At 71.2% G+C, this 18481-nt stretch carries 12 protein-coding genes and 1 pseudogene; 8 read left to right on the top strand and 5 right to left on the bottom strand.

Going from position 1 to position 18481, the window contains the following annotated elements; all coding sequences use genetic code 11:
• Positions 1–216: 216 nt before the first annotated feature.
• Positions 217–693, bottom strand: a complete 477-nt coding sequence (locus tag AB0N16_RS41220) for an SRPBCC family protein (protein WP_365805972.1) — start codon at positions 691–693, stop codon at positions 217–219.
• A gap of 394 nt (positions 694–1087) precedes the next feature.
• Here AB0N16_RS41220 and AB0N16_RS41215 point away from each other — a divergent pair, with 394 nt between their 5' ends.
• Positions 1088–3343 (top strand): carbohydrate-binding protein, encoded by a 2256-nt coding sequence (locus tag AB0N16_RS41215; protein ID WP_365805971.1) that lies wholly within the window; start codon positions 1088–1090, stop codon positions 3341–3343.
• A gap of 166 nt (positions 3344–3509) precedes the next feature.
• The gene (locus tag AB0N16_RS41210) at positions 3510–4766 is read left to right on the top strand and encodes a hydrolase (RefSeq protein WP_365805970.1); all 1257 of its coding nucleotides are present in this window, start codon (positions 3510–3512) and stop codon (positions 4764–4766) included.
• Here the strand turns inward: AB0N16_RS41210 and AB0N16_RS41205 are convergent.
• Complete coding sequence (locus tag AB0N16_RS41205) at positions 4749–5954, bottom strand: cytochrome P450 (protein ID WP_365805969.1); 1206 nt, start codon at positions 5952–5954, stop codon at positions 4749–4751. The two genes, AB0N16_RS41210 and AB0N16_RS41205, sit on opposite strands and share 18 nt — an antisense overlap.
• 224 nt (positions 5955–6178) lie before the next feature.
• Positions 6179–6397 (bottom strand): hypothetical protein, encoded by a 219-nt coding sequence (locus AB0N16_RS41200; RefSeq protein WP_365805968.1) that lies wholly within the window; start codon positions 6395–6397, stop codon positions 6179–6181.
• Between the two features lie 440 nt (positions 6398–6837).
• Between AB0N16_RS41200 and AB0N16_RS41195 the strand changes: the two genes are divergently transcribed.
• Positions 6838–7989, top strand: coding sequence for a glutathione-independent formaldehyde dehydrogenase (locus AB0N16_RS41195; RefSeq protein ID WP_365805967.1), 1152 nt, complete (start codon positions 6838–6840; stop codon positions 7987–7989).
• A 150-nt stretch (positions 7990–8139) separates the two neighbouring features.
• Here AB0N16_RS41195 and AB0N16_RS41190 read toward each other — a convergent pair whose 3' ends face one another.
• Positions 8140–10299, bottom strand: coding sequence for an MMPL family transporter (locus AB0N16_RS41190; protein ID WP_365805966.1), 2160 nt, complete (start codon positions 10297–10299; stop codon positions 8140–8142).
• Positions 10300–10570: 271 nt separating this feature from the next.
• Between AB0N16_RS41190 and AB0N16_RS41185 the strand changes: the two genes are divergently transcribed.
• Positions 10571–11968 carry a VOC family protein gene (locus tag AB0N16_RS41185; RefSeq protein WP_365805965.1) on the top strand — a complete coding sequence of 466 codons (1398 nt, stop codon included), beginning with the start codon at positions 10571–10573 and terminating at the stop codon, positions 11966–11968.
• A gap of 24 nt (positions 11969–11992) precedes the next feature.
• Positions 11993–13522: an aldehyde dehydrogenase family protein gene (locus AB0N16_RS41180; RefSeq protein ID WP_365805964.1), complete on the top strand. Its 1530-nt coding sequence runs from the start codon at positions 11993–11995 to the stop codon at positions 13520–13522.
• 159 nt (positions 13523–13681) lie between these two features.
• Here the strand turns inward: AB0N16_RS41180 and AB0N16_RS41175 are convergent, their stop codons facing one another.
• A complete protein-coding gene (locus tag AB0N16_RS41175; protein WP_365805963.1) occupies positions 13682–14866 on the bottom strand; it encodes a PP2C family protein-serine/threonine phosphatase in 1185 nt (394 codons plus the stop codon).
• Positions 14867–15213: 347 nt separating this feature from the next.
• Between AB0N16_RS41175 and AB0N16_RS41170 the strand changes: the two genes are divergently transcribed.
• The 3 genes and pseudogenes from AB0N16_RS41170 to AB0N16_RS41160 all read left to right on the top strand — a co-directional run bounded on the left by AB0N16_RS41170 (position 15214) and on the right by AB0N16_RS41160 (position 18335).
• Positions 15214–15882, top strand: a complete 669-nt coding sequence (locus AB0N16_RS41170) for a glycoside hydrolase family 11 protein (RefSeq protein ID WP_365805962.1) — start codon at positions 15214–15216, stop codon at positions 15880–15882.
• A pseudogene (locus tag AB0N16_RS41165) lies at positions 15882–16568 on the top strand (polysaccharide deacetylase family protein); the annotation flags it as partial. The gene AB0N16_RS41170 and the pseudogene AB0N16_RS41165, both read left to right, overlap by 1 nt.
• 63 nt (positions 16569–16631) lie before the next feature.
• Positions 16632–18335: a hypothetical protein gene (locus tag AB0N16_RS41160; protein WP_365805961.1), complete on the top strand. Its 1704-nt coding sequence runs from the start codon at positions 16632–16634 to the stop codon at positions 18333–18335.
• The last annotated feature ends 146 nt before the right edge of the window (positions 18336–18481 follow it).

Here is an 18481-nt window from a genome sequence, read left to right as displayed (position 1 = left end):
CGGCCCGGGTCGTCGCCGCCGACGGTCCGGGGAAGAAAATCTTGGAACGGCGTACTAGCGGCGCGGCGCGGGGGCGGGCGGGGGGGGGGCCCCACCCACCCACCCGGCGCCGCGGCGGGGGGGGCCTGCCCCGCCCCCGCCCCCCCCCGCCCCGCGGCCCCGGGGGGGCCCGAGGCCGGGGGTCGTATGACCGTTCTCGGAGTCTTCCCCGAGTCCTCAGAGGGATGAGCCGGGATTGCCGGGGCGGATGCGACCGCGCCAGGCGCCGCTCTCGCCTCCGCGCCGCTCGATGTAGTCCTTGAAGCGGCTGAGGTCCCCGTTGACGCGGCGGTCGATCAGGCCGAGTGCGTCGGCACCCCTTTCGACCATGCCGCTGGGCTCGACGTCCATCGTGAGCTCGACCCGGGTGTGCGTCTCGTCCAGCGGCTCGAACCGGACGGATCCCCGCTGCCGGACGTCACCCTCGATCACCCGCCAGGTGATCCGGTCGTCCGGCAACTGGTCGACGATCTCGGTGTCGAACTCGCGCCGTACCCCGCCGATCTTCGTGGTCCAGTGGTTGTGCCGGTCGTCGAGCTGCCTGACCTCCTCGACGCCCTCCATGAAGTTCGGGAAGTCCTCGAACTGGGTCCACTGGTTGTAGGCCGTGTGGACCGGGACGGCGACGTCCACGGCTTTCCTGACCGTGCTCATCTGTTCCTCCTCGTCGGAAACGGCTCGTCACCGGGATGCTGTCGATGTCCGACTCGCTTTCCCGTGGCCGCCGAGTACCCGGTCCCGCCGCGAACACCCTTCCCCAACGCTCGCCCACCAGCGCGCCGAACGGCACACCGGGCACGTTCGCGACCGTCAGCCCGGCGAACATGACCACCACCGGACGGGACTCCCGTTCCGGCGCGCGCCTACCCGGAGATCAGCCGGCCCGCGGTCGCCTCGGACACCGAAACCCTTTCTTCACGCCTTGACTTAACATCGGGGACATTGCTTGGATCTCAGTCGGCGTTCTCTGTGTGCCGTTGGTGACAGCGGTCACGCGCCTCCGGTTCGGCACGGCACACCCCCGACCCACCAGAGCCCAGGAGCAGCTGTGAGACGTACGCTCACCACGATCGCGGCCGTAGCTGTCATGACACTGCCACTCATCGGCGCGGGCACGACCGCGCAGGCCGACCGGGCGGCGAGCGGGCGCACCGCGCACGGCCAGGTCGTGACCGGCACCTACTCCACCGGCGATGCGCAGGCCTGGCGTCCCCTGCCGATCGTCAGGACGGGCACGGACACCGGCGGCCCCGTCGACGCCACCGTGGTCGCCGACCCCAGCGCCCTCCGGCAGCGGTACACCGGCATCGGCTTCTCCCTGGACGAGACGAGCGTGTCCAACCTGTGGAAGCTCACCCCCGGTGAACGTGCCAAAGCCATCCGGCTCCTTGTCGACCCCGAGGACGGCGCGGGACTCGACCGTTTCCGGCTGACGATGGGCAGCCCCGATCTCATCGAGCATCTCCCGTTCTGGTCCGAGGACGACCTGCCCGCCGGAGTCACCGAGGACTTCGGCCTGAAGCACTTCTCCATCCGGCGGGACCTCGACCTGCACATCGTCGACACCATCAAACTCATCCAGCGCTACAACCCCCACGCCACGTTCTTCGCGTCGGCGTGGAGCGCGCCCGCCTGGATGAAGACGAACAACCGGTTCCTGGGCGAGGTCGCCCTCAAGCCCGGGAGCAGCACGAACTACTACCAGGTCGGCAAGTTGCGGGACGACTGCATCGGGGTGTTCGCCCGGTACTACGTCAAGTACGTCCAGGCCTACGCCCGGCAGGGCATCCGCGTGGACGCGCTGACCCTGCTGAACGAGCCGGGCATGGACGTCGTCTACCCGGCCATGGACATCAGCGTCGCCCAGCAGCAGAAGCTGGCCCTGGCGATCAAGCGGGAACTCCGTGCCGCCCACCTGGGCACCACCCAGTTGTACGTGCACGACTTCAACTTCTGGGACTGGCGCGACCCCAACAGCACGGCGACGAAGAACTACTACCGCATCTTCGAGGACGCCCCGGACGGCTCGGTGACCGGCGCCCAGGTCCGCAAGGCGGCGGATGCCATCGCCTTCCACCCGTACTGGGGCGACCCGACCGTCATGCGCGACGCCTACGAGCAGACCGGTAAGCCGGTCCAGCTCACGGAGACCAGCGACCTGTCGCCCTCGACCGTCCTCGACGACTTCCGCCTCGACGCCGGTTCCTACATCCTGTGGGCCCAGACCACCGACCAGGACGGCGGCACCCTGCACTGGACGCCGTCGCGCGACAACAACATCGACTGGGACGAGGTCGCGGCCACCACCAAGTGGCCCGACCGGCTGGTCACGGTGAACACCGGCACCAAGGAGTTCACGGTCCGCGACGAGCTGTACCAGCTGGGCCAGTTCGCGAAGTACCTCTCACCCGGTGACGTACGCCTTGAGTCCAGCGCCGCGGCGGACGGCGTCAGTAATGTCGTCTACCGGACCCGCGACGGCGGCTACGTGGCCGTCCTCGGCAACGGCGCCGGATCCGACCGCAGGGTCCGGATGGTCGTCGGTGACCAGACGTTCGTCGTGAACGTACCCGCGGGCTCCTTCGCCACCTACCGGTGGCAGGGCAAGGCCGCCACGGGCTCCCGCGACCACGCCCCGGTCCTCGCCCCGGTCGCGGACATCGTCGCCGACCAGTACGGCACCGCCCAGGTGCAGTTGAAGGCCACCGACCGGGACGGCGACCGGCTCTCCTACTACGCGACCGAACTGCCCGACGGCGTCACCCTCGACCCGGCGACCGGCCTGGTCACGATCCGGCCGACGGCCACCGGCGAGCGGGACCTGACCTTCTACGCCACCGACGGCAGGGCCCACGACCAGGTGACCCTCCACCTGACCGTCCGCCCGCACGCGGCACCCGTGGGGGCGAAGATCGAGGCCGAGGGGTACACGGGCCAGCACGGCTGGCCGGCCGACGGCGGCAACTTCATCGAGAGCAACCCGGCCGCCAGCGGCGGCAGGAACGTGGGCTGGACCGCCGCCGGCAACTGGCTGACGTACCGCGTCGAGGTGCCGACCAACGGCTCGTACGATCTCGAACTGCGCGTTGCCAACGGCACAACGGCCACCGCGGCGAACGCCGTGTCCCTTCGCGACGACAGCGGTACGACCCTGGCGACGGCGTCCGTGCCGTCCACGGGCGGCTGGGCGAGCTACCAGTCGGTGCACGTACCCGTCGCCCTCCGGGCCGGGGAACAGACGGTCACCGTCTACTGCGAGACCGGCGGCTTCAACCTCGACTACCTGCGCCTCACCGCTTCCTGACCACCTTCCTGACCCCGCCGTCCCGGCGCCGGACCGGCTGTGCGCCCCCGGCCCGGGGTCCGGCCAACCCCCCGGTGCGGTGACCGGCAGGCCGGATGGTCGCGACCGGTGAGATCCACAAAACTGGGAGGAGTCGCCGAACAGCCGCTGTCAAGGAGACCCTGCCGTGCTCACTCGCCGCGCCGCAGTCCTGAACGCCGTCGCCGCCGCCACCCTGTCCGCCGTCAACACCCGCACGGCGTCGGCGGCGACGCCACACAAGGCCGTGCCGGTACGGCTGAAACTGCCCGCGCCGAGCGGACCGCACCCGGTGGGGACGGTCTCCCTGCGCCTCGTCGACACCTCACGTGCCGATCCCTGGGTCCCGACCCGGCCGTACCGGGAGCTGATGATCGGCATCCGCTACCCGGCGCACGCCGTCGGCGGGTACCGCCGGGCACCCCAGATGCTGCCGGGGGAGGCCGCCGGATTCGCCGCCGTCAACAACCTCGCCCATGTCCCCGGCGACAAGGTGGACTGGGCAGCCACCCGCACCCACGCGTACGAAGGCGCCCCGGCCGACCGGGACCGGGGCCCGTACCCGGTCGTCTGCTACTCGCCCGGCGCCGGTGACCCGCGTTCCCTGGGTACCACCCTCTGCGACGACCTCGCCTCCCGTGGCTATGTCGTGGTGACGCTCGACCACACCTACGACGCCTCGGCCGTCCAGTTCCCCGACGGCCGGGTCGAACGCACGGTGCTGCCCGCCGAGTTCGACACGGCGTATCCGGACCCGGCGCGCATCAGGGCGCTGCTGAGGAAGACGATGGCCGTACGGGTGGCCGACACCCGATTCCTCCTCGACGCGCTACCCGGTGCGCTGCCCGGGGAAGTGCGCGGGCTGCCGGACTGGGACCGTCTCGGCATGTTCGGCCACTCGGCCGGCGGCTTCACCGCGTTGCAGGCGATGCACGACGACCGGCGTATCGCCGCGGCGGCCGACTTCGACGGCGTCCTCGCGTACGTCCAGGAGGACAGCGACTCCGGCTACCTCTCCTCCGTCGCCGCCGAGGGGCTCGACCGCCCGTTCCTGCTGGTCGGCAAGGACGGCAACGACCTGAGCACGGTGCCCTCGTGGAACGCCCTGTGGCGGCACAGCCGGGGCCGGGGCGAGGGCCTGACCCTGCGTGGCGCCGAACACGCGACGTACACCGACGCGGAGGCGATGATCCCGATGATCGCCCAACAGCTCGGCCTGCCCCGCAAGACGGTCGTCGAGAACATCGGCACCATCGCCCCGGGGCGCGCGATCATCGCCCAACGGGCCTGCCTCGCCGCCTTTTTCGACCGCCGACTGCGTGGCTATACCGGTGCAGCCCTGACGGACCGCTTCCCGGAGGTGCGCCCTTTCTCCCGCCGGAACCGCTCAGTACCGCACGGGTAGGCCGAGTAGGCCACGGGTGCGCATCGAGGGACGCCAGCGCAACTCGCCTACATGCGCGTCGAGTTCGAGGCCGGGGAGGCGTTCCAGCAGCGCGGCCAGGGCGATCTCGGTCTCCAGGCGGGCGAGCGGTGCGCCGAGGCAGTAGTGGATGCCGTGGCCGAGCGCCAGGTGCCCGGTGGTGTCGCGGCCGATGTCGAGCCGGTCGGGTTCGGGGAAGCGGCGCGGGTCGCGGTGGGCCGCCGCCAGGGACAGCAGCACCGTCTCGCCCGCCGGGACCGTGACCCCGCCGATGGTGACGTCCTCGGTGGGGAAACGGCGGATGGCGAGCGGGGCGGGGCCGTCGTAGCGGGCCAGTTCCTCCACGGCCGGGCCGATCCGGGCGGGATCGGCGCGCAGCGCGGCCAGTTGGGAGGGGTTGAGGAGGAGGGCGAGGGCCGCGTTGCCGATGAGGTGGACGGTGTTCTCGTATCCGGCGAACAGGATGAGGAAGGCCAGGGACATCAACTCGTCCTCGCTGAGCCGGTCTTCCTCGTCCCGTACGGCGATCATCGCGGAGAGCAGGTCGTCGGCGGGCTCGGCGCGCTTGCCGGCGAGCAGCCTGGCGAAGAAGGCGAGCAGTGCCTTCACCGCCTCCTTCGCCCGCTCGGGCCGTGCGGGGTCGGGGATGACGAGGGCGTCGGTCCAGGACCGGAAGTCCGGCCGGTCCTCCTCGGCCACGCCCAGCAGCTCGCAGATCACGGCGATGGGCAGCGGTGCGGCGTAGCCGGCGATCAGGTCGGTACGGCCGAGCGGTTCGATGGCGTCGAGCAGCGCGTCGGCGGTCCGCCGGACGGGTTCCCGGAGGAGGGCGATACGACGCGGGGTGAACGCCTGGGACACCAGGCGCCGGACGCGGGTGTGGTCCGGCGGGTCCATGTTCAGCAGGTTGGCGTCGAGGGCGGGCGGCAGGGCGAGCCCCCGGTAGCCGCCGGGTTTCGCGTGGGCCTTGTCGAGCGAGAGCCGGGGGTCCGCGAGGGCCTGCCGCACGTCCTCGTACCGTGTCACCAGCCAGGCCGGCAGCCCGTCGGTTCCGGCGACGCGGTGCACGGGCCCGGCCTCCCGGAGCCGGGCGTACACGGCGTACGGGTCGGCGAGCAGCTCCGCGGGGTCAACGGCGGCCGGAGCAAGGGGCGTTGTACTGGCGTCCATGGCTCACACCCTAGACATGGGGCGCCCACGCCCGCAGGCACCGGGCGCCCACTCACGCGGGGACGCGCGCCCACGCCCGCAGGCACCGGGCGCCCACTCACGCAGGGACGCGCGCCCACGCCCGCAGGCACCGCGCGCCCACGCCCGCGGCGACGGCGTCGCCCGCCCGGGGTGTGTGTCACAGGGGAGCCGGGACAGGTGTGACGGTCCGTGGTCCTGGGCGGTCAGCGGGGCAGCCAGGCGCGGATCGCCGAGGCCGTGCTGTCGGCGTCCTGGTGGAGTACCGGGTAGTGGTCGCCGGGGACGTCCACGCCGTCGTGCGGCAGCGTCCAGTGCGGCCGCCAGGCCCCGTCGGGTGCGCCGCAGAGCATCTCGGCGGTGGGCCGTCCGCGTAGCAACAGGGCCGGGTCCATCGAGGTCGACCCCCGGCTGGCCCACGACACCACGGCCACGGTCGCCGACCGGGGACGGCCCGGGCCGCCAGTCCTCCAGCACCCGTGCGTACCCGCCCCCGGCGAGCAGTAGGGAGTCGTCCAACCCGTCGGACGACGTCGGCGCTGAGCGCGGCGCCCGCGGCCGTCAGGGCCTGCCCGCGCGCGTCGTCACGCCCGGCCCTGGCGGCCGGGGCGGCGGAGACGCCGCGGCGGCGCGGCGCGCGGCCGGCGACCGGCTGTCCGGACCGGCTGTCCGGGCCGGCGATCCGCCCCGGGGGTTGCAGCGCCTGCGGGACCGGCGTTTTCTGGAAGTATCCGATGGTGAAACACGAGCGCCTAGGGTTGCGGCATGGACCGGGGGCTCCGTCTCGACATGTTTCTCCTGGTCAGAGCCTCGGTCTGTGCGGTCCGTCGTCGTGTCCGGGCGTTCCACGCGGAGGTGAACCAGGGTGAAAGCCGTTGTGTATGAGAAGCCCTTCAGCGTCGCGGTCAGGGACGTCGACGATCCGCGCATCCAGCACCCGAACGACGTGCTGGTACGCGTCACGTCGACCGCCATCTGCGGATCCGACCTGCACATGTACGAGGGCCGTACGGCCGCCGAGTCGGGCATCGTCTTCGGACACGAGAACCTCGGCATAGTCGAGGAGATCGGCCCCGGTGTGTCCTCGTTGTCCAAGGGCGACCGCGTGGTCATGCCGTTCAACGTCGCCTGCGGATTCTGCAAGAACTGCCTGGCCGGCAAGACCGGCTTCTGCCTCACGGTCAATCCGGGCTTCGCCGGCGGAGCCTACGGATATGTGGCCATGGGCCCCTACGAGGGCGGTCAGGCGGAGCTGCTACGGGTGCCGTTCGCCGACTTCAACTGCCTGAAGTTGCCGCCGGGCGAGGAGTTCGAGACCGATTTCGTGCTGCTCGCCGACATCTTCCCGACCGGCTACCACGGCTGTGAGCTGGCCCAGGTGACCCCCGGCGAGAGCGTCGCCGTCTTCGGGGCCGGCCCGGTCGGGCTGATGGCCGCGTACTCCGCGCTGCTGCGCGGCGCCGCCAAGGTGTTCTCGGTCGACCGGGTGCCCGAGCGGCTCGCCAAGGCCGAGGAGATCGGGGCGATACCGATCGACTTCAGCAAGGGCGACCCGGCCGAGCAGATCAAGGCACAGACCGGAGGTGAGGGCACCGACAAGGGCGTCGACGCCGTCGGCTACCAGGCCCAGTCGCCCGACGCCAGCCACGAGGAGCCCGCCGTGGTCCTCAACACCCTCGTCGAGACGGTACGGCCGACCGGCATGCTCGGCATACCGGGCCTGTACGTCCCGTCCGACCCGGGCGGGCCCGACGAGCACGCCAAGCACGGCCAGCTGCTGGTCTCGATAGGCAGGATGTTCGAGAAGGGCCAGCGGATGGGCACCGGCCAGTGCAACGTCAAGCAGTACAACCGGCAGCTGCGCGACCTGATCATCGCCGGGCGGGCCAAGCCCAGCTTCGTGGTCTCCCACGAACTGCCCCTGGAGGACGCACCCGGCGCGTACGAGAAGTTCGACCAGCGAATCGAGGGCTACACCAAGGTCGTCCTGCATCCCGGTCACGCTCTCGCGGCGTAGCACCGTCCTCACGGCGCGGCGGCCCGGCTCCGGTGGCCGGCCCGCCGCGTGCCCGCACCTGACGTCGCGAGGCCGCCCTCCGGGCGGCTCCGCCGCGCGGGCGCGAGCCCTCACCGGCCCGCGCCCGACGCCCCTATTGTCAGACAGGCCCTAGGCGCGACGCCCTGTGGCCTGGTACTCGTCGTCCGCGGCGGGAGAGGAGCCGGCGTCCGCCCCCGGCTCCGCCCGGTCGGCATGGCCCGGCCACCAAGCGGCGTGGCCGATGAGGGCGGTGAGGCTCGGGGTGAAGAACATCGCCATGACGAACGCGGCGACCGCGATACCGAAGGAGACCGCGAAGCCCATCTCCGTGAGCAGCGCGTTGCCCGCCAGCATCATCGTGGCGAAGGTCGCCGCCAGGATGAAGCCCGCCGCGGCCACCGTCGGCCCCGCGTGCCGCAGCGCCATCCCGGCCGCCTCGCGCGGCTCACGGCCCTCACGGGCCTCCTCACGGAGCCGGGCGATCATGAGGATGTTGTAGTCCGTGCCGATGGCGACCACGAAGAGATACATGATCACCGGAAGCATGAACATCAGCCCCGGCTTGTTCTGCGCCTCCTGGAAGATCCAGACCGTGGCGCCGAGCGTGGCACCGAAGCCCAGCCCCACCGAGGCGATCAGGTACCAGGGAGCGACCACGCTGCGCAGCAGCAGCCCCAGGATCACCATGATCAGCAGCGCGGCGACGGGGAACACCGTCCGGTAGTCGTGGTTGACCGCCGAGTCGATGTCCTTGTAGATCGAGGACATGCCGCCCACCACGGCCTCGGTGCCCTCGGGGGCGTCGGCGTGCGCGACGTCCCGCACCCGGCCCACGGCGTCGATCGCCTTGTCCGTGGACGCCTCGTACTTGAGTGTGACGGTGAAGTCCGCCGTGGTTCCGGCCTTGTTCACCTGGCTCATCCGGGCGTTCGCGACCCCGTCCACGGCGCCGAGCTTCGAGGCGTAGGCGTCGAACGCGGACTTGTCCAGGGGCTTGCCGTCGCTGCTGGAGAGATAGACGTCGGTGGGCGCCGCGGCACCCGCCGAGTACGCCGTCTGCATCTCGTCCTGGACGACCATGGACTCCTTGGTCTTGGGCATGGAGCCCGACGCCAGGTCGAACGTGGCCTTGTAGCCGAGCGTGCCGAGCGACAGCACGAGCAGGACCAGACCGGAGACCACCGCGGTCAGCGCCGGGCGGCGCTGCACCCCACGGCCCAGGGCCGCGAAACGCGCGTTGGCCGGTTCCTGCTGCCAGGACTTCGAGGGCCAGAACACCTTCGGGCCGATGAGCGAGACCACGGCCGGGATCAGGGTCAGCCCCGCGATCAGGGTGACCGAGACCGAGATGGCCAGCGCCGGGCCCATCTGCTTGAGGAAGCCCAGCGTGGACAGCACCAGCGCGAGGAAGGCGATGATGACCGCGCCGGCCGCCGAGGCGATGGCCTCACCGACCCGGTCGACCGCGTTGATCATGGCCTGCTTGGGTTCGTCACCCGCGCGCAGGCGTTCGCGGTAACGGAACATCAGGAACAGGAAGTAGTCCGTGCCCACGCCGAAGAGCACGACGATCAGGATCGACGAGACGGAACTGTTGGCCTGCAGGCCGAACAGCTTGGTGGCGTACGCGATCAGCCCGTTGGCGATCGCCGACACCACGCCGATCAGCAGAAGCGGCAGGAAGGCCAGGATCGGCGCCCGGAAGATGATCAGCAGGGTGACCAGGATGATCACGAAGGTGCCGATGCCGATCAGCGCCTCACCGCGCTTGGACGAGTCCTGCTGGTCCAGCGCCTGCGCGGCCGAACCGCCGAGCTTGACCTCCAGGTCCGTGCCCTTGGCCAGTTGCTTGACGTCGTCACGCAACACCTTGGCGGCGTCCGCCTGGACGGGCTGGCCCGCCTTCTTGCTGTCCATCTGCACCAGGGTCAGGGTGTACCTGCCGTCCTTGGACGGCGGGCCGGGGACGACCTTCTGTACCTGATCGATGTGTTTGCCGCCCAGTTCGGTGGTGATCCGGGCGACGTCCTTCAGATCGGCCTGGCTGAGCTTGCCGCCGTCGGTGCGCTGGTACAGCGCGATCGCGGACGGCGTGAAGGCGCTGGGGAACGCCTTCTGCTGGAGATCGGCCGCTTTGATCGACTCGTAACTCTTGGGCAGGAAACTGCTTTCGTCGCTGTTCGAGGGCAGGCTCGGGGCGGTGGCGACGATCGCCACCGCCGCGATCAGCCAGGCCACGATCGTCCAGACAGGATGTCGGACGACGGCAGTGCCAATACGTCGGAACATGCGGAAGGTCCTCCTGGGTAGGAAGATCACCGCAGCCCGGGGAGCGGACCCTGGCATCGGCGACCCCGACCGGCCCGCATTCCGAGGGGCCGGTCGCATAGTTGTCTTGCGGTCATATCGTAGGGATCACAGGTGAGGATCGGTCCAGCGAGTTTCCGACAGTGCCACGACCGCCTCGCGCGCGCGGCCCTGCCATCTGTACGGCAGGGGGCCGGTCGGCGACCATCGAAGACATGATCGCCGTGCCGTCGCCCGCCCGGAAGGCCGAACCATGTCAACGATCAGTCAATGGCAGCTGCGAGCCGCGTTCGCGGAACGGCTGTCGGAGATGTACGGCCGGGAGGTGCCCGCGTACACGACACTGGTGGACGTCGCGCGCGAGGTCAACGAGGACGTCCTGCGGGCCCGGGGAGCCGACGCCGAACGCCTCGGCTCCATCGGCCGGGTGACCGCTGAGCGGCACGGCGCCATCCGCGTCGGCACCCCGCTCGAACTGACCCAGGTCGCCCGGGTCTTCGGCGCCCTCGGCATGCACCCGGTCGGCTTCTACGACCTGCGGGAGGCCGCCGCCAGTGCCGTCCCCGTCGTCTCCACCGCCTTCCGGCCGGTCGACGGCGCGGAACTCGCCCGCAACCCCTTCCGGGTGTTCACCTCCATGCTCACCGTCGCCGACCCGCGCTTCTTCGACCCCGACCTGCGCGCACGCCTGGAGACCTTCCTGGCCGGCCGCGAACTCTTTCCCCCGGAGCTGCTCACGCTGGCCGACCGCGCCGCGGCCGAGCGCGAACTGCCGGCGGACAACGCCGAACGCTTCCTCCGACTGGCCGTGCGGGTCTTCGAGTTGTCCAGGGAACCGGTGGACCGGGCCTGGTACCGGACCCTGGAGCGGGTCTCCGCCGTCGCCGCCGACATCGGCGGGGTCCGCGGCACGCACATCAACCACCTCACCCCGCGCGTCCTGGACATCGACGAGCTGTACCGCCGTATGACGGACCGCGGTATCGAGATGATCGACACCATCCAGGGGCCGCCGGCCTGGAAGGGCCCCGACGTCCTGCTGCGCCAGACCTCCTTCCGTGCCCTGGCCGAATCCCGGCCGATGCGCACCGAGGACGGCGACGTCGTCAGCGGCTCCCTGCGGGTGCGCTTCGGCGAGGTCGAGGCCCGCGGCATCGCCCTCACCCGCACCGGACGGGCCCACTACGACGAACTCCTCGGCCGCGTCGACGAGCAGGCGTCCCAGCACCCCACGGCGGCGCGCGACGACCTCGCGCGCGCCGTCTGGGAGCGGCACATGCCCGGCAGCGAGGCGGAACTCGCGGCGCGGGGCCTCGCGTACTTCACCTACCGGCTCGCCGACGGGCGGCCGCACGACGACGGCGGTCCGCCCGGCGACGTCGGTGACCTGGTCCGGCAGGGCTGGGTGGTGGCCGAACCCGTCGTCTACGAGGACTTCCTGCCCCGCTCCGCCGCCGGCATCTTCCAGTCCAACCTCACCGGCGAGGGCACCCGCGACAACGACCAGCAGGGCACCGCCTACGACGCCGACTGGCTCTCCGGAGCGATCGGCCGCGAGGTCCTCGACCCCTTCGCCCTCTACGAGCAGCAGCAGAACCGCTCCCTCGCCCAGGTCGCCCGCGCCCTGGGCCGCACCGGCACCCTCCGCTGACCCCTCACCCCTGGAGGTCCCACGATGACCAGCACCGCGCTGCCCACCACGGACGACCTGCGCACCCGCGCCCGGGAGTGCCTGCGGACCATCGGCGTGCGGGTCGCGGAGGGCGACGACTTCCCGGCCCGCACCCCCGTCACCGGCGAGCACCTCTTCGGGCTGAAGGCCGCCACCGGCGACGACATCGAGCAGGCCCTCGCCGCCGCCCGTACCGCCTTCCTGACCTGGCGCACCACACCCGCCCCGCGTCGGGGCGAACTCGTGCGCCGGTTGGGGGAGTTGCTGCGTGAGCACAAGGGCGACCTGGCCGATCTCGTCACCGTCGAGGCGGGCAAGATCCGCTCCGAGGCGCTCGGCGAGGTCCAGGAGATGATCGACATCTGCGACTTCGCGGTGGGCCTGTCCCGGCAGCTGTACGGCCGCACGATCGCCTCCGAACGCCCCGGCCACCGCCTGGCCGAGACCTGGCACCCGCTCGGCGTGGTCGGTGTCATCTCGGCCTTCAACTTCCCCGTCGCCGTGTGGTCCTGGAACACCGCCGTCGCCCTGGTCTGCGGCGACACGGTGGTCTGGAAGCCCTCGGAGCTCACCTCGCTGACCGCCCTGGCCTGCCACCACCTGCTCGCCCGGGCCGCCGACGAGACCGGCGCGCCCCGTGACGTACACCGCCTCCTGCTCGGTGACCGCGCGGTCGGCGAGCGGCTCGTCGACGACCCCCGGGTGGCCCTCGTCAGCGCCACCGGCTCCACCCGCATGGGCCGCGCGGTCGGCCCGCGCGTCGCCGCCCGGTTCGGCCGCAGCCTGCTGGAGCTCGGCGGCAACAACGCCGCGATCGTCGCCCCCTCCGCCGACCTGGACCTCGCCGTCCAGAGCATCGTCTTCGCCGCGGCCGGCACGGCGGGCCAGCGCTGCACCACGCTGCGCCGCCTCATCGTCCACCGCGACATCGCCGACACCCTGGTCGAGCGCCTGACCGCGGTCTACGGCCGGCTGCCCGTCGGCAGTCCGTTCGACGACACGACGCTGGTCGGCCCGCTCATCTCCACCGCCGCCCTGGACGCCATGCACGACGCCCTCGCCCGCGTCCAGGCGCAGGGCGGCGAGATCCTGGCCGGCGGCAACCGGCGCTTGGCGGAGGCGGCACCGGCGGCCGCCTACACGGAGCCCGTCCTCGTGCGCGTAGACGAACAGACCGAGGTGGTACGGGAGGAGACCTTCGCGCCGATCCTGTACGTCCTCACCTACGACACCCTCGACGAGGCGATCGCGCTGCACAACGACGTCCCACAGGGCCTGTCGTCCAGCATCTTCACCCGGGACCAGCGGGAGGCCGAGATCTTCCTGTCCGCGGCCGGCTCCGACTGCGGCATCGCCAACGTCAACATCGGCACGTCCGGAGCGGAGATCGGCGGCGCCTTCGGCGGCGAGAAGGACACCGGCGGCGGCCGCGAGTCCGGTTCCGACGCCTGGAAGGCGTACATGCGCGCGGCCACCAACACGGTCAACTACTCCGGCGAACTCACCCTGGCCCAGGGCGTCAGCTTCCTCTGACGAGGCCCGTGCGGCGCCCAGCGAGAACACGTCAGCCTTCTCGCCGGGCTGCTGACCTCCGCACCAGCGTGGGGGTAGCTCACGGTGGCGGAGTGTGGTCACCCGTGATCTGCCCCACGGGGCCTGACCGAGTCCGGCCCGGAACCCTCACCACACGCGTCACACCGACGGTTCGTCCACCCCGCCGGCGGCAGCACCGTCGTGGCCGCCGCCCTGCGTGCCGACGGCTCCCGCGGGCAGCAGAAAGGCGGTGAGCGCGGCCGTGTCGTCCTGCAACTGGTCGCCGCTGTAGGCCAGCAGATCCTGATGGAGCCGTTCCAGCAGCTCCGGGGGCGGCATCGGTCCCCACGAACGCAGCCGCTGGAGCAGCGGATAGAAGGAACCGTCCGGGTCACGGGTCTCGGTGACACCGTCCGTGTAGAGCAGCAGCTGGTCGCCCGGGCCGAAGTCGTAGGTGTCGACGCGATAGGGGTCCCCGACGAGCATGCCGAGGTTCAGGGGCGGCCCCGACCGCCCGCGGTCCAGCTCGCTCACCTCGCCGGGGCGGATGAGCAGCGGCGGCGGATGGCCGCAGTTGAGGACGCGGACGATCCTCTCGTCGTCGGGGATCTCGGCGAAGACGGCGGTGACGAACCGCTCGCTCGTCTCGCTGCCGCCGAGCTGGTGCGCCCGGCGCGTCATGCTGATGTCCACCCGCTCCACCAGGGCGTTGAGGTCGGCTTCGTCGTGCGCGGCCTCACGGAACGCGCCCAGCATCGCGGCCGCGGTCTCCACCGCGAGCAGGCCCTTGCCGCGCACGTCACCGATGAGCAGCCGGACCCCGTACGCGGTCGGCACGGCCTCGTAGAGGTCGCCGCCGATCCGTGCCTCCGCGGCGGCGGACAGGTAGAAGCTCTCCAGCAGCAGGTTCCCGATCCGGTACGGGACCGGTCTGAGCAGGACGCGCTGGGCGATCTCGGCCACGGACCTGACGTCGGCCAGGGTGCGTTCCCGGCGGATCCGGTGCGCGGCCAGGATCGTGCCCAGGGCGCCCACCAGGGCCGTACACGCGTAGGCGGCGACATAGTGCCGTTCCGCGATGTAGCCGACGTCCCGTCCTGCGCAGCACGGGGTTCCGGCCAGTAAAAGTTCGAGGCCGATGGCAAAGGCGGTGGCGCAGGCGACGGCGACGGGCGGGTGCGCGAAGGCGGTCACCACGGGGAGGGCGATCAGCGCGAAGCTGACCGGCCACTGCACCGGGGTGACCGGTTCGAGCAGCAGTACACCGACGACGTACAGGACCGGAAGCCAGCGCATCCACGCCGGGGGCGCGGGCAGTGCTGAGTTGCGACCGTCGTGCCTCACCCGGGGCTCCTGGCGTACGAATCTCGACAAGAGGCCCAGCCTCTCGGGCCGCCGCCCGCCGCGCCGGGGATTGCTCCACTCAGCGGCATGTTCCGACGTCCGCGGCAGCATTCGCTTGGGACATCGAAACATTCGATGACTTGGTGCCCATTGTTCTGATCTTGAGTTGGTCGATTGTCGACAGATCTGCTCGCCGATGCACCTGTCTGGGATGTGAAGTGCGGAAATAGATGATCGAGTGCAGCGAAGGTTTCGAAATAATTACCGAAACTGTTGACAGGTGACATGGGCAGACCAACACTCCCCACCAAGCCACACCCGCACAGGCCCATACGAGGAGGCACCGCATGAACCCGCTCGACCACGCACTGAGCCGCCGGAGCGCCGGCGCCCTGCTGCTGGGCGCCGCCGCCGGGCTGGCCCTGCCCGGCACCGCCCGCGCCGCCACCGTCATCACCACGAACCAGACCGGCACCAACAACGGCTACTACTACTCGTTCTGGACCGACGCGCAGGGCACCGTCTCCATGACCCTGGGCTCCGGCGGCACCTACAGCACCAGCTGGCGCAACACCGGCAACTTCGTCTGCGGCAAGGGCTGGAGCACCGGCGCCCGCCGCAACGTGACCTACTCGGGCAGCTTCAGCCCGTCCGGCAACGGCTACCTGTCCCTCTACGGCTGGACGTCCAACCCGCTCGTCGAGTACTACATCGTCGACAACTGGGGCACCTACCGGCCCACCGGCACGTACAAGGGCAGCGTCACCAGCGACGGCGGTACCTACGACATCTACCTGACGACGCGGTACAACGCCCCGTCCGTCGAAGGCACCAAGACCTTCAACCAGTACTGGAGCGTCCGCCAGTCGAAGCGCACCGGCGGCACCATCACCACCGGCAACCACTTCGACGCCTGGGCCAGGGCCGGCATGTCCCTCGGCGGCTTCAGCTACTACCAGATCCTCGCGACCGAGGGCTACCAGAGCAGCGGCAGCTCCACCATCACGGTGGCGTGATGAGTGCCGTATCGGAGCGCCCGTCACGCCCCGTGCTGGCGACCGCCGCCGCCCTCGTGCTGGCCGCCGCGGGCACGCTCGCCCTCGGCGCCGGCCCGGCCCACTCCGCCACCTGCGCCGGCTACGTCGGTCTCACCTTCGACGACGGGCCGTCCACCGCCCACACGCCGGGCCTGCTCAGCGCCCTCAAGGCGAACGGGCTGCGGGCCACCCTCTTCAACGAGGGCCAGTACGCGGCCGCCTACCCGGCCCAGGTCCGGGCCGAGGTGAGCGCGGGCATGTGGGTCGGCAACCACAGCTACACCCACCCGCATCTGACCCAGCAGACCCAGGCGCAGATCGACTCGGAGATCTCCCGCACCCAGTCCGCCGTCGCCGCCGCCGGCGGTGGGACACCGGTACTGTTCCGGCCCCCGTACGGCGAGACCAACGCGACCGTGCGCACGGTCGAGGCCAAGTACGGGCTGACCGAGATCATCTGGGACGTCGACTCGCAGGACTGGAACGGCGCGAGCACCGACGCGATCGTGCAGGCCGTCTCCCGACTCACCAACGGCCAGATCATCCTCATGCACGAGTGGCCGGCCAACACGCTCGCCGCGATCCCGCGCATCGCACAGACCCTCACGGCCAAGGGGCTCTGCTCCGGGCGGATCTCTCCGGGGACCGGCCGCGCGGTCGCTCCCTGACAGCAACGGCACGAGTGGCGCGGCGGCTCGTCAACCGCCGCGCCATCGTCACGAGTTCGGATGAACAGGATCTTTCGTGCGCTGTGCACCGCTAGGTTCTTCGCCGTGGACTACTACGACCTGGGCAGTCACAGCCGGCGCGTGACGTCGTCCCCCGAGGCGCAGACGTGGTTCGACCGGGGACTCGTCTGGACCTACGCCTTCAACCACGAGGAGGCCGTCCGCTGTTTCGAGGCGGCCGGCACGGCCGACCCGGAATGCGCCATGGCCGACTGGGGCGTGGCCTATGCCCTCGGCCCCAACTACAACAAGCCCTGGGAGTTCTTCGACCAGGAGGACCTGGCGCGCACGGTGGAGCGCACGCACGCCGCCGTGGAGCGCGCCCACGCCAAGGCCGGCCACGCGACCCCCGTCGAGCGCGCCCTCGTGGAGGCGCTGCGCGCCCGCTACCCGCAGGCCACGGCCCCCGACGCGGAGGCCTGCTCGGTGTGGAACACGGCCTACGCCGACACCATGCGCGGGGTGTACGAACTGGCACCCGACGACCTCGACGTAGCCGCCCTGTACGCCGACGCCCTGATGAACCTCACCCCCTGGCAGCTCTGGGACATCCGCAGCGGCCGACCGGCCGAGGGCGCCCGGACGCTGGAGGCCAAGGCCGTACTGGAACAGGCCCTCGGGACCGAGGAGGGCACCCGCCACCCCGGCCTGCTGCACCTCTTCATCCACCTGATGGAGATGTCACCCACCCCCGAGACCGCCCTGCCCGTCGCCGACCTGCTGCGCGACCTGGTCCCGGACGCGGGGCACCTCCAGCACATGCCCTCCCACCTGGAAGTCCTCTGCGGCGACTACCGGCGCGTGGTCTCCGACAACGCCGCGGCGGCCGCCGCCGACGAGAAGTACCACGCCCGCGCCGGCGCGATGAACTTCTACACCCTCTACCGCTGCCACAACCTCCACTTCCGTATCTACGGCGCGATGTTCCTGGGCCGCCTCCAGGACGCCCTAGCCACGGCCGACCGGCTCGAAGCCGCCGTACCGGAAGAGCTGCTGCGCGTGCAGAGTCCGCCGATGGCCGACTGGCTGGAGGGCTTCCTGGCGATGCGGGTGCACGTCCTGATCCGGTTCGGCCGCTGGGACGACATCCTGCGCCTGCCGCTGCCCGCCGACCCCCGGCTGTACTGCGTGACCACCGCCATGCTGCACTACGCGCGCGGTGTCGCGCACTCCGCCACCGGCCGGACCGCCGAGGCCGAGGCGGACCGCGCCCGCTTCCGGGAGGCGGCCGCCGCCGTCCCCGGGACCCGCATGCTGTTCAACAACACCTGCGTCGACATCCTGGCCATCGCCGCCGCCATGCTCGAGGGCGAACTCGCCTACCGCAAGGGCGACTTCGACACCGCCTTCGCCGAGCTGCGCCGGTCGACCGAGCTGGACGACAACCTTCCCTACGACGAACCCTGGGGCTGGATGCAGCCCACCCGGCACGCCTACGGCGCCCTGCTCCTGGAGCGCGGCCGGGTCGAGGAGGCAGAGGCGGTCTACCGGGCCGACCTCGGCGTGGACGACACCCTGCCCCGGCCGTTGCAGCACCCGGGCAACGTCTGGTCCCTGCACGGTTTCCACGAATGCCTCCAGCGGCTCGGCAGGGAGGGTGAGGCACGGATCGTGGCCCAGCAGCTCAAACTCGCTGCGGCGACGGCGGACGTGCCGATCGGCGCGTCCTGCTTCTGCCGGACCGACTGCTGCCGTACGCCTTAGAGCGTGTGCTCAGAGCGTGCGCTCCGGGATTCGCTCCGGTGGCCGGACGACCTGATCCCGGGGTCAGCGCACGGCGCCGGAGCCGAACCACTCGAGGACGGCCTGCCCCCCCTCGGCGGCCGCCGAGGGGGGGCAGGCCGTCCTCG

Source organism: Streptomyces sp. NPDC051105 (assembly GCF_040682795.1).
In the GTDB taxonomy this organism is placed as follows: Bacteria; Actinomycetota; Actinomycetes; order Streptomycetales; family Streptomycetaceae; genus Streptomyces.
Note: the sequence above shows the minus strand (reverse complement) of the source record. Positions and strands in the feature narration are given on the sequence as shown.

Excerpts from the sequence above, each read along its gene's own strand:
- AB0N16_RS41220 (WP_365805972.1), bottom strand. The coding sequence starts at position 693 with ATGAGCACGGTCAGGAAAGCCGTGGACGTCGCCGTCCCGGTCCACACG.
- AB0N16_RS41205 (WP_365805969.1), bottom strand. The coding sequence starts at position 5,954 with ATGGACGCCAGTACAACGCCCCTTGCTCCGGCCGCCGTTGACCCCGCG.
- AB0N16_RS41190 (WP_365805966.1), bottom strand. The coding sequence starts at position 10,299 with ATGTTCCGACGTATTGGCACTGCCGTCGTCCGACATCCTGTCTGGACG.
- AB0N16_RS41185 (WP_365805965.1), top strand. The coding sequence starts at position 10,571 with ATGTCAACGATCAGTCAATGGCAGCTGCGAGCCGCGTTCGCGGAACGG.
- AB0N16_RS41180 (WP_365805964.1), top strand. The coding sequence starts at position 11,993 with ATGACCAGCACCGCGCTGCCCACCACGGACGACCTGCGCACCCGCGCC.
- AB0N16_RS41170 (WP_365805962.1), top strand. The coding sequence starts at position 15,214 with ATGAACCCGCTCGACCACGCACTGAGCCGCCGGAGCGCCGGCGCCCTG.
- AB0N16_RS41160 (WP_365805961.1), top strand. The coding sequence starts at position 16,632 with ATGAACAGGATCTTTCGTGCGCTGTGCACCGCTAGGTTCTTCGCCGTG.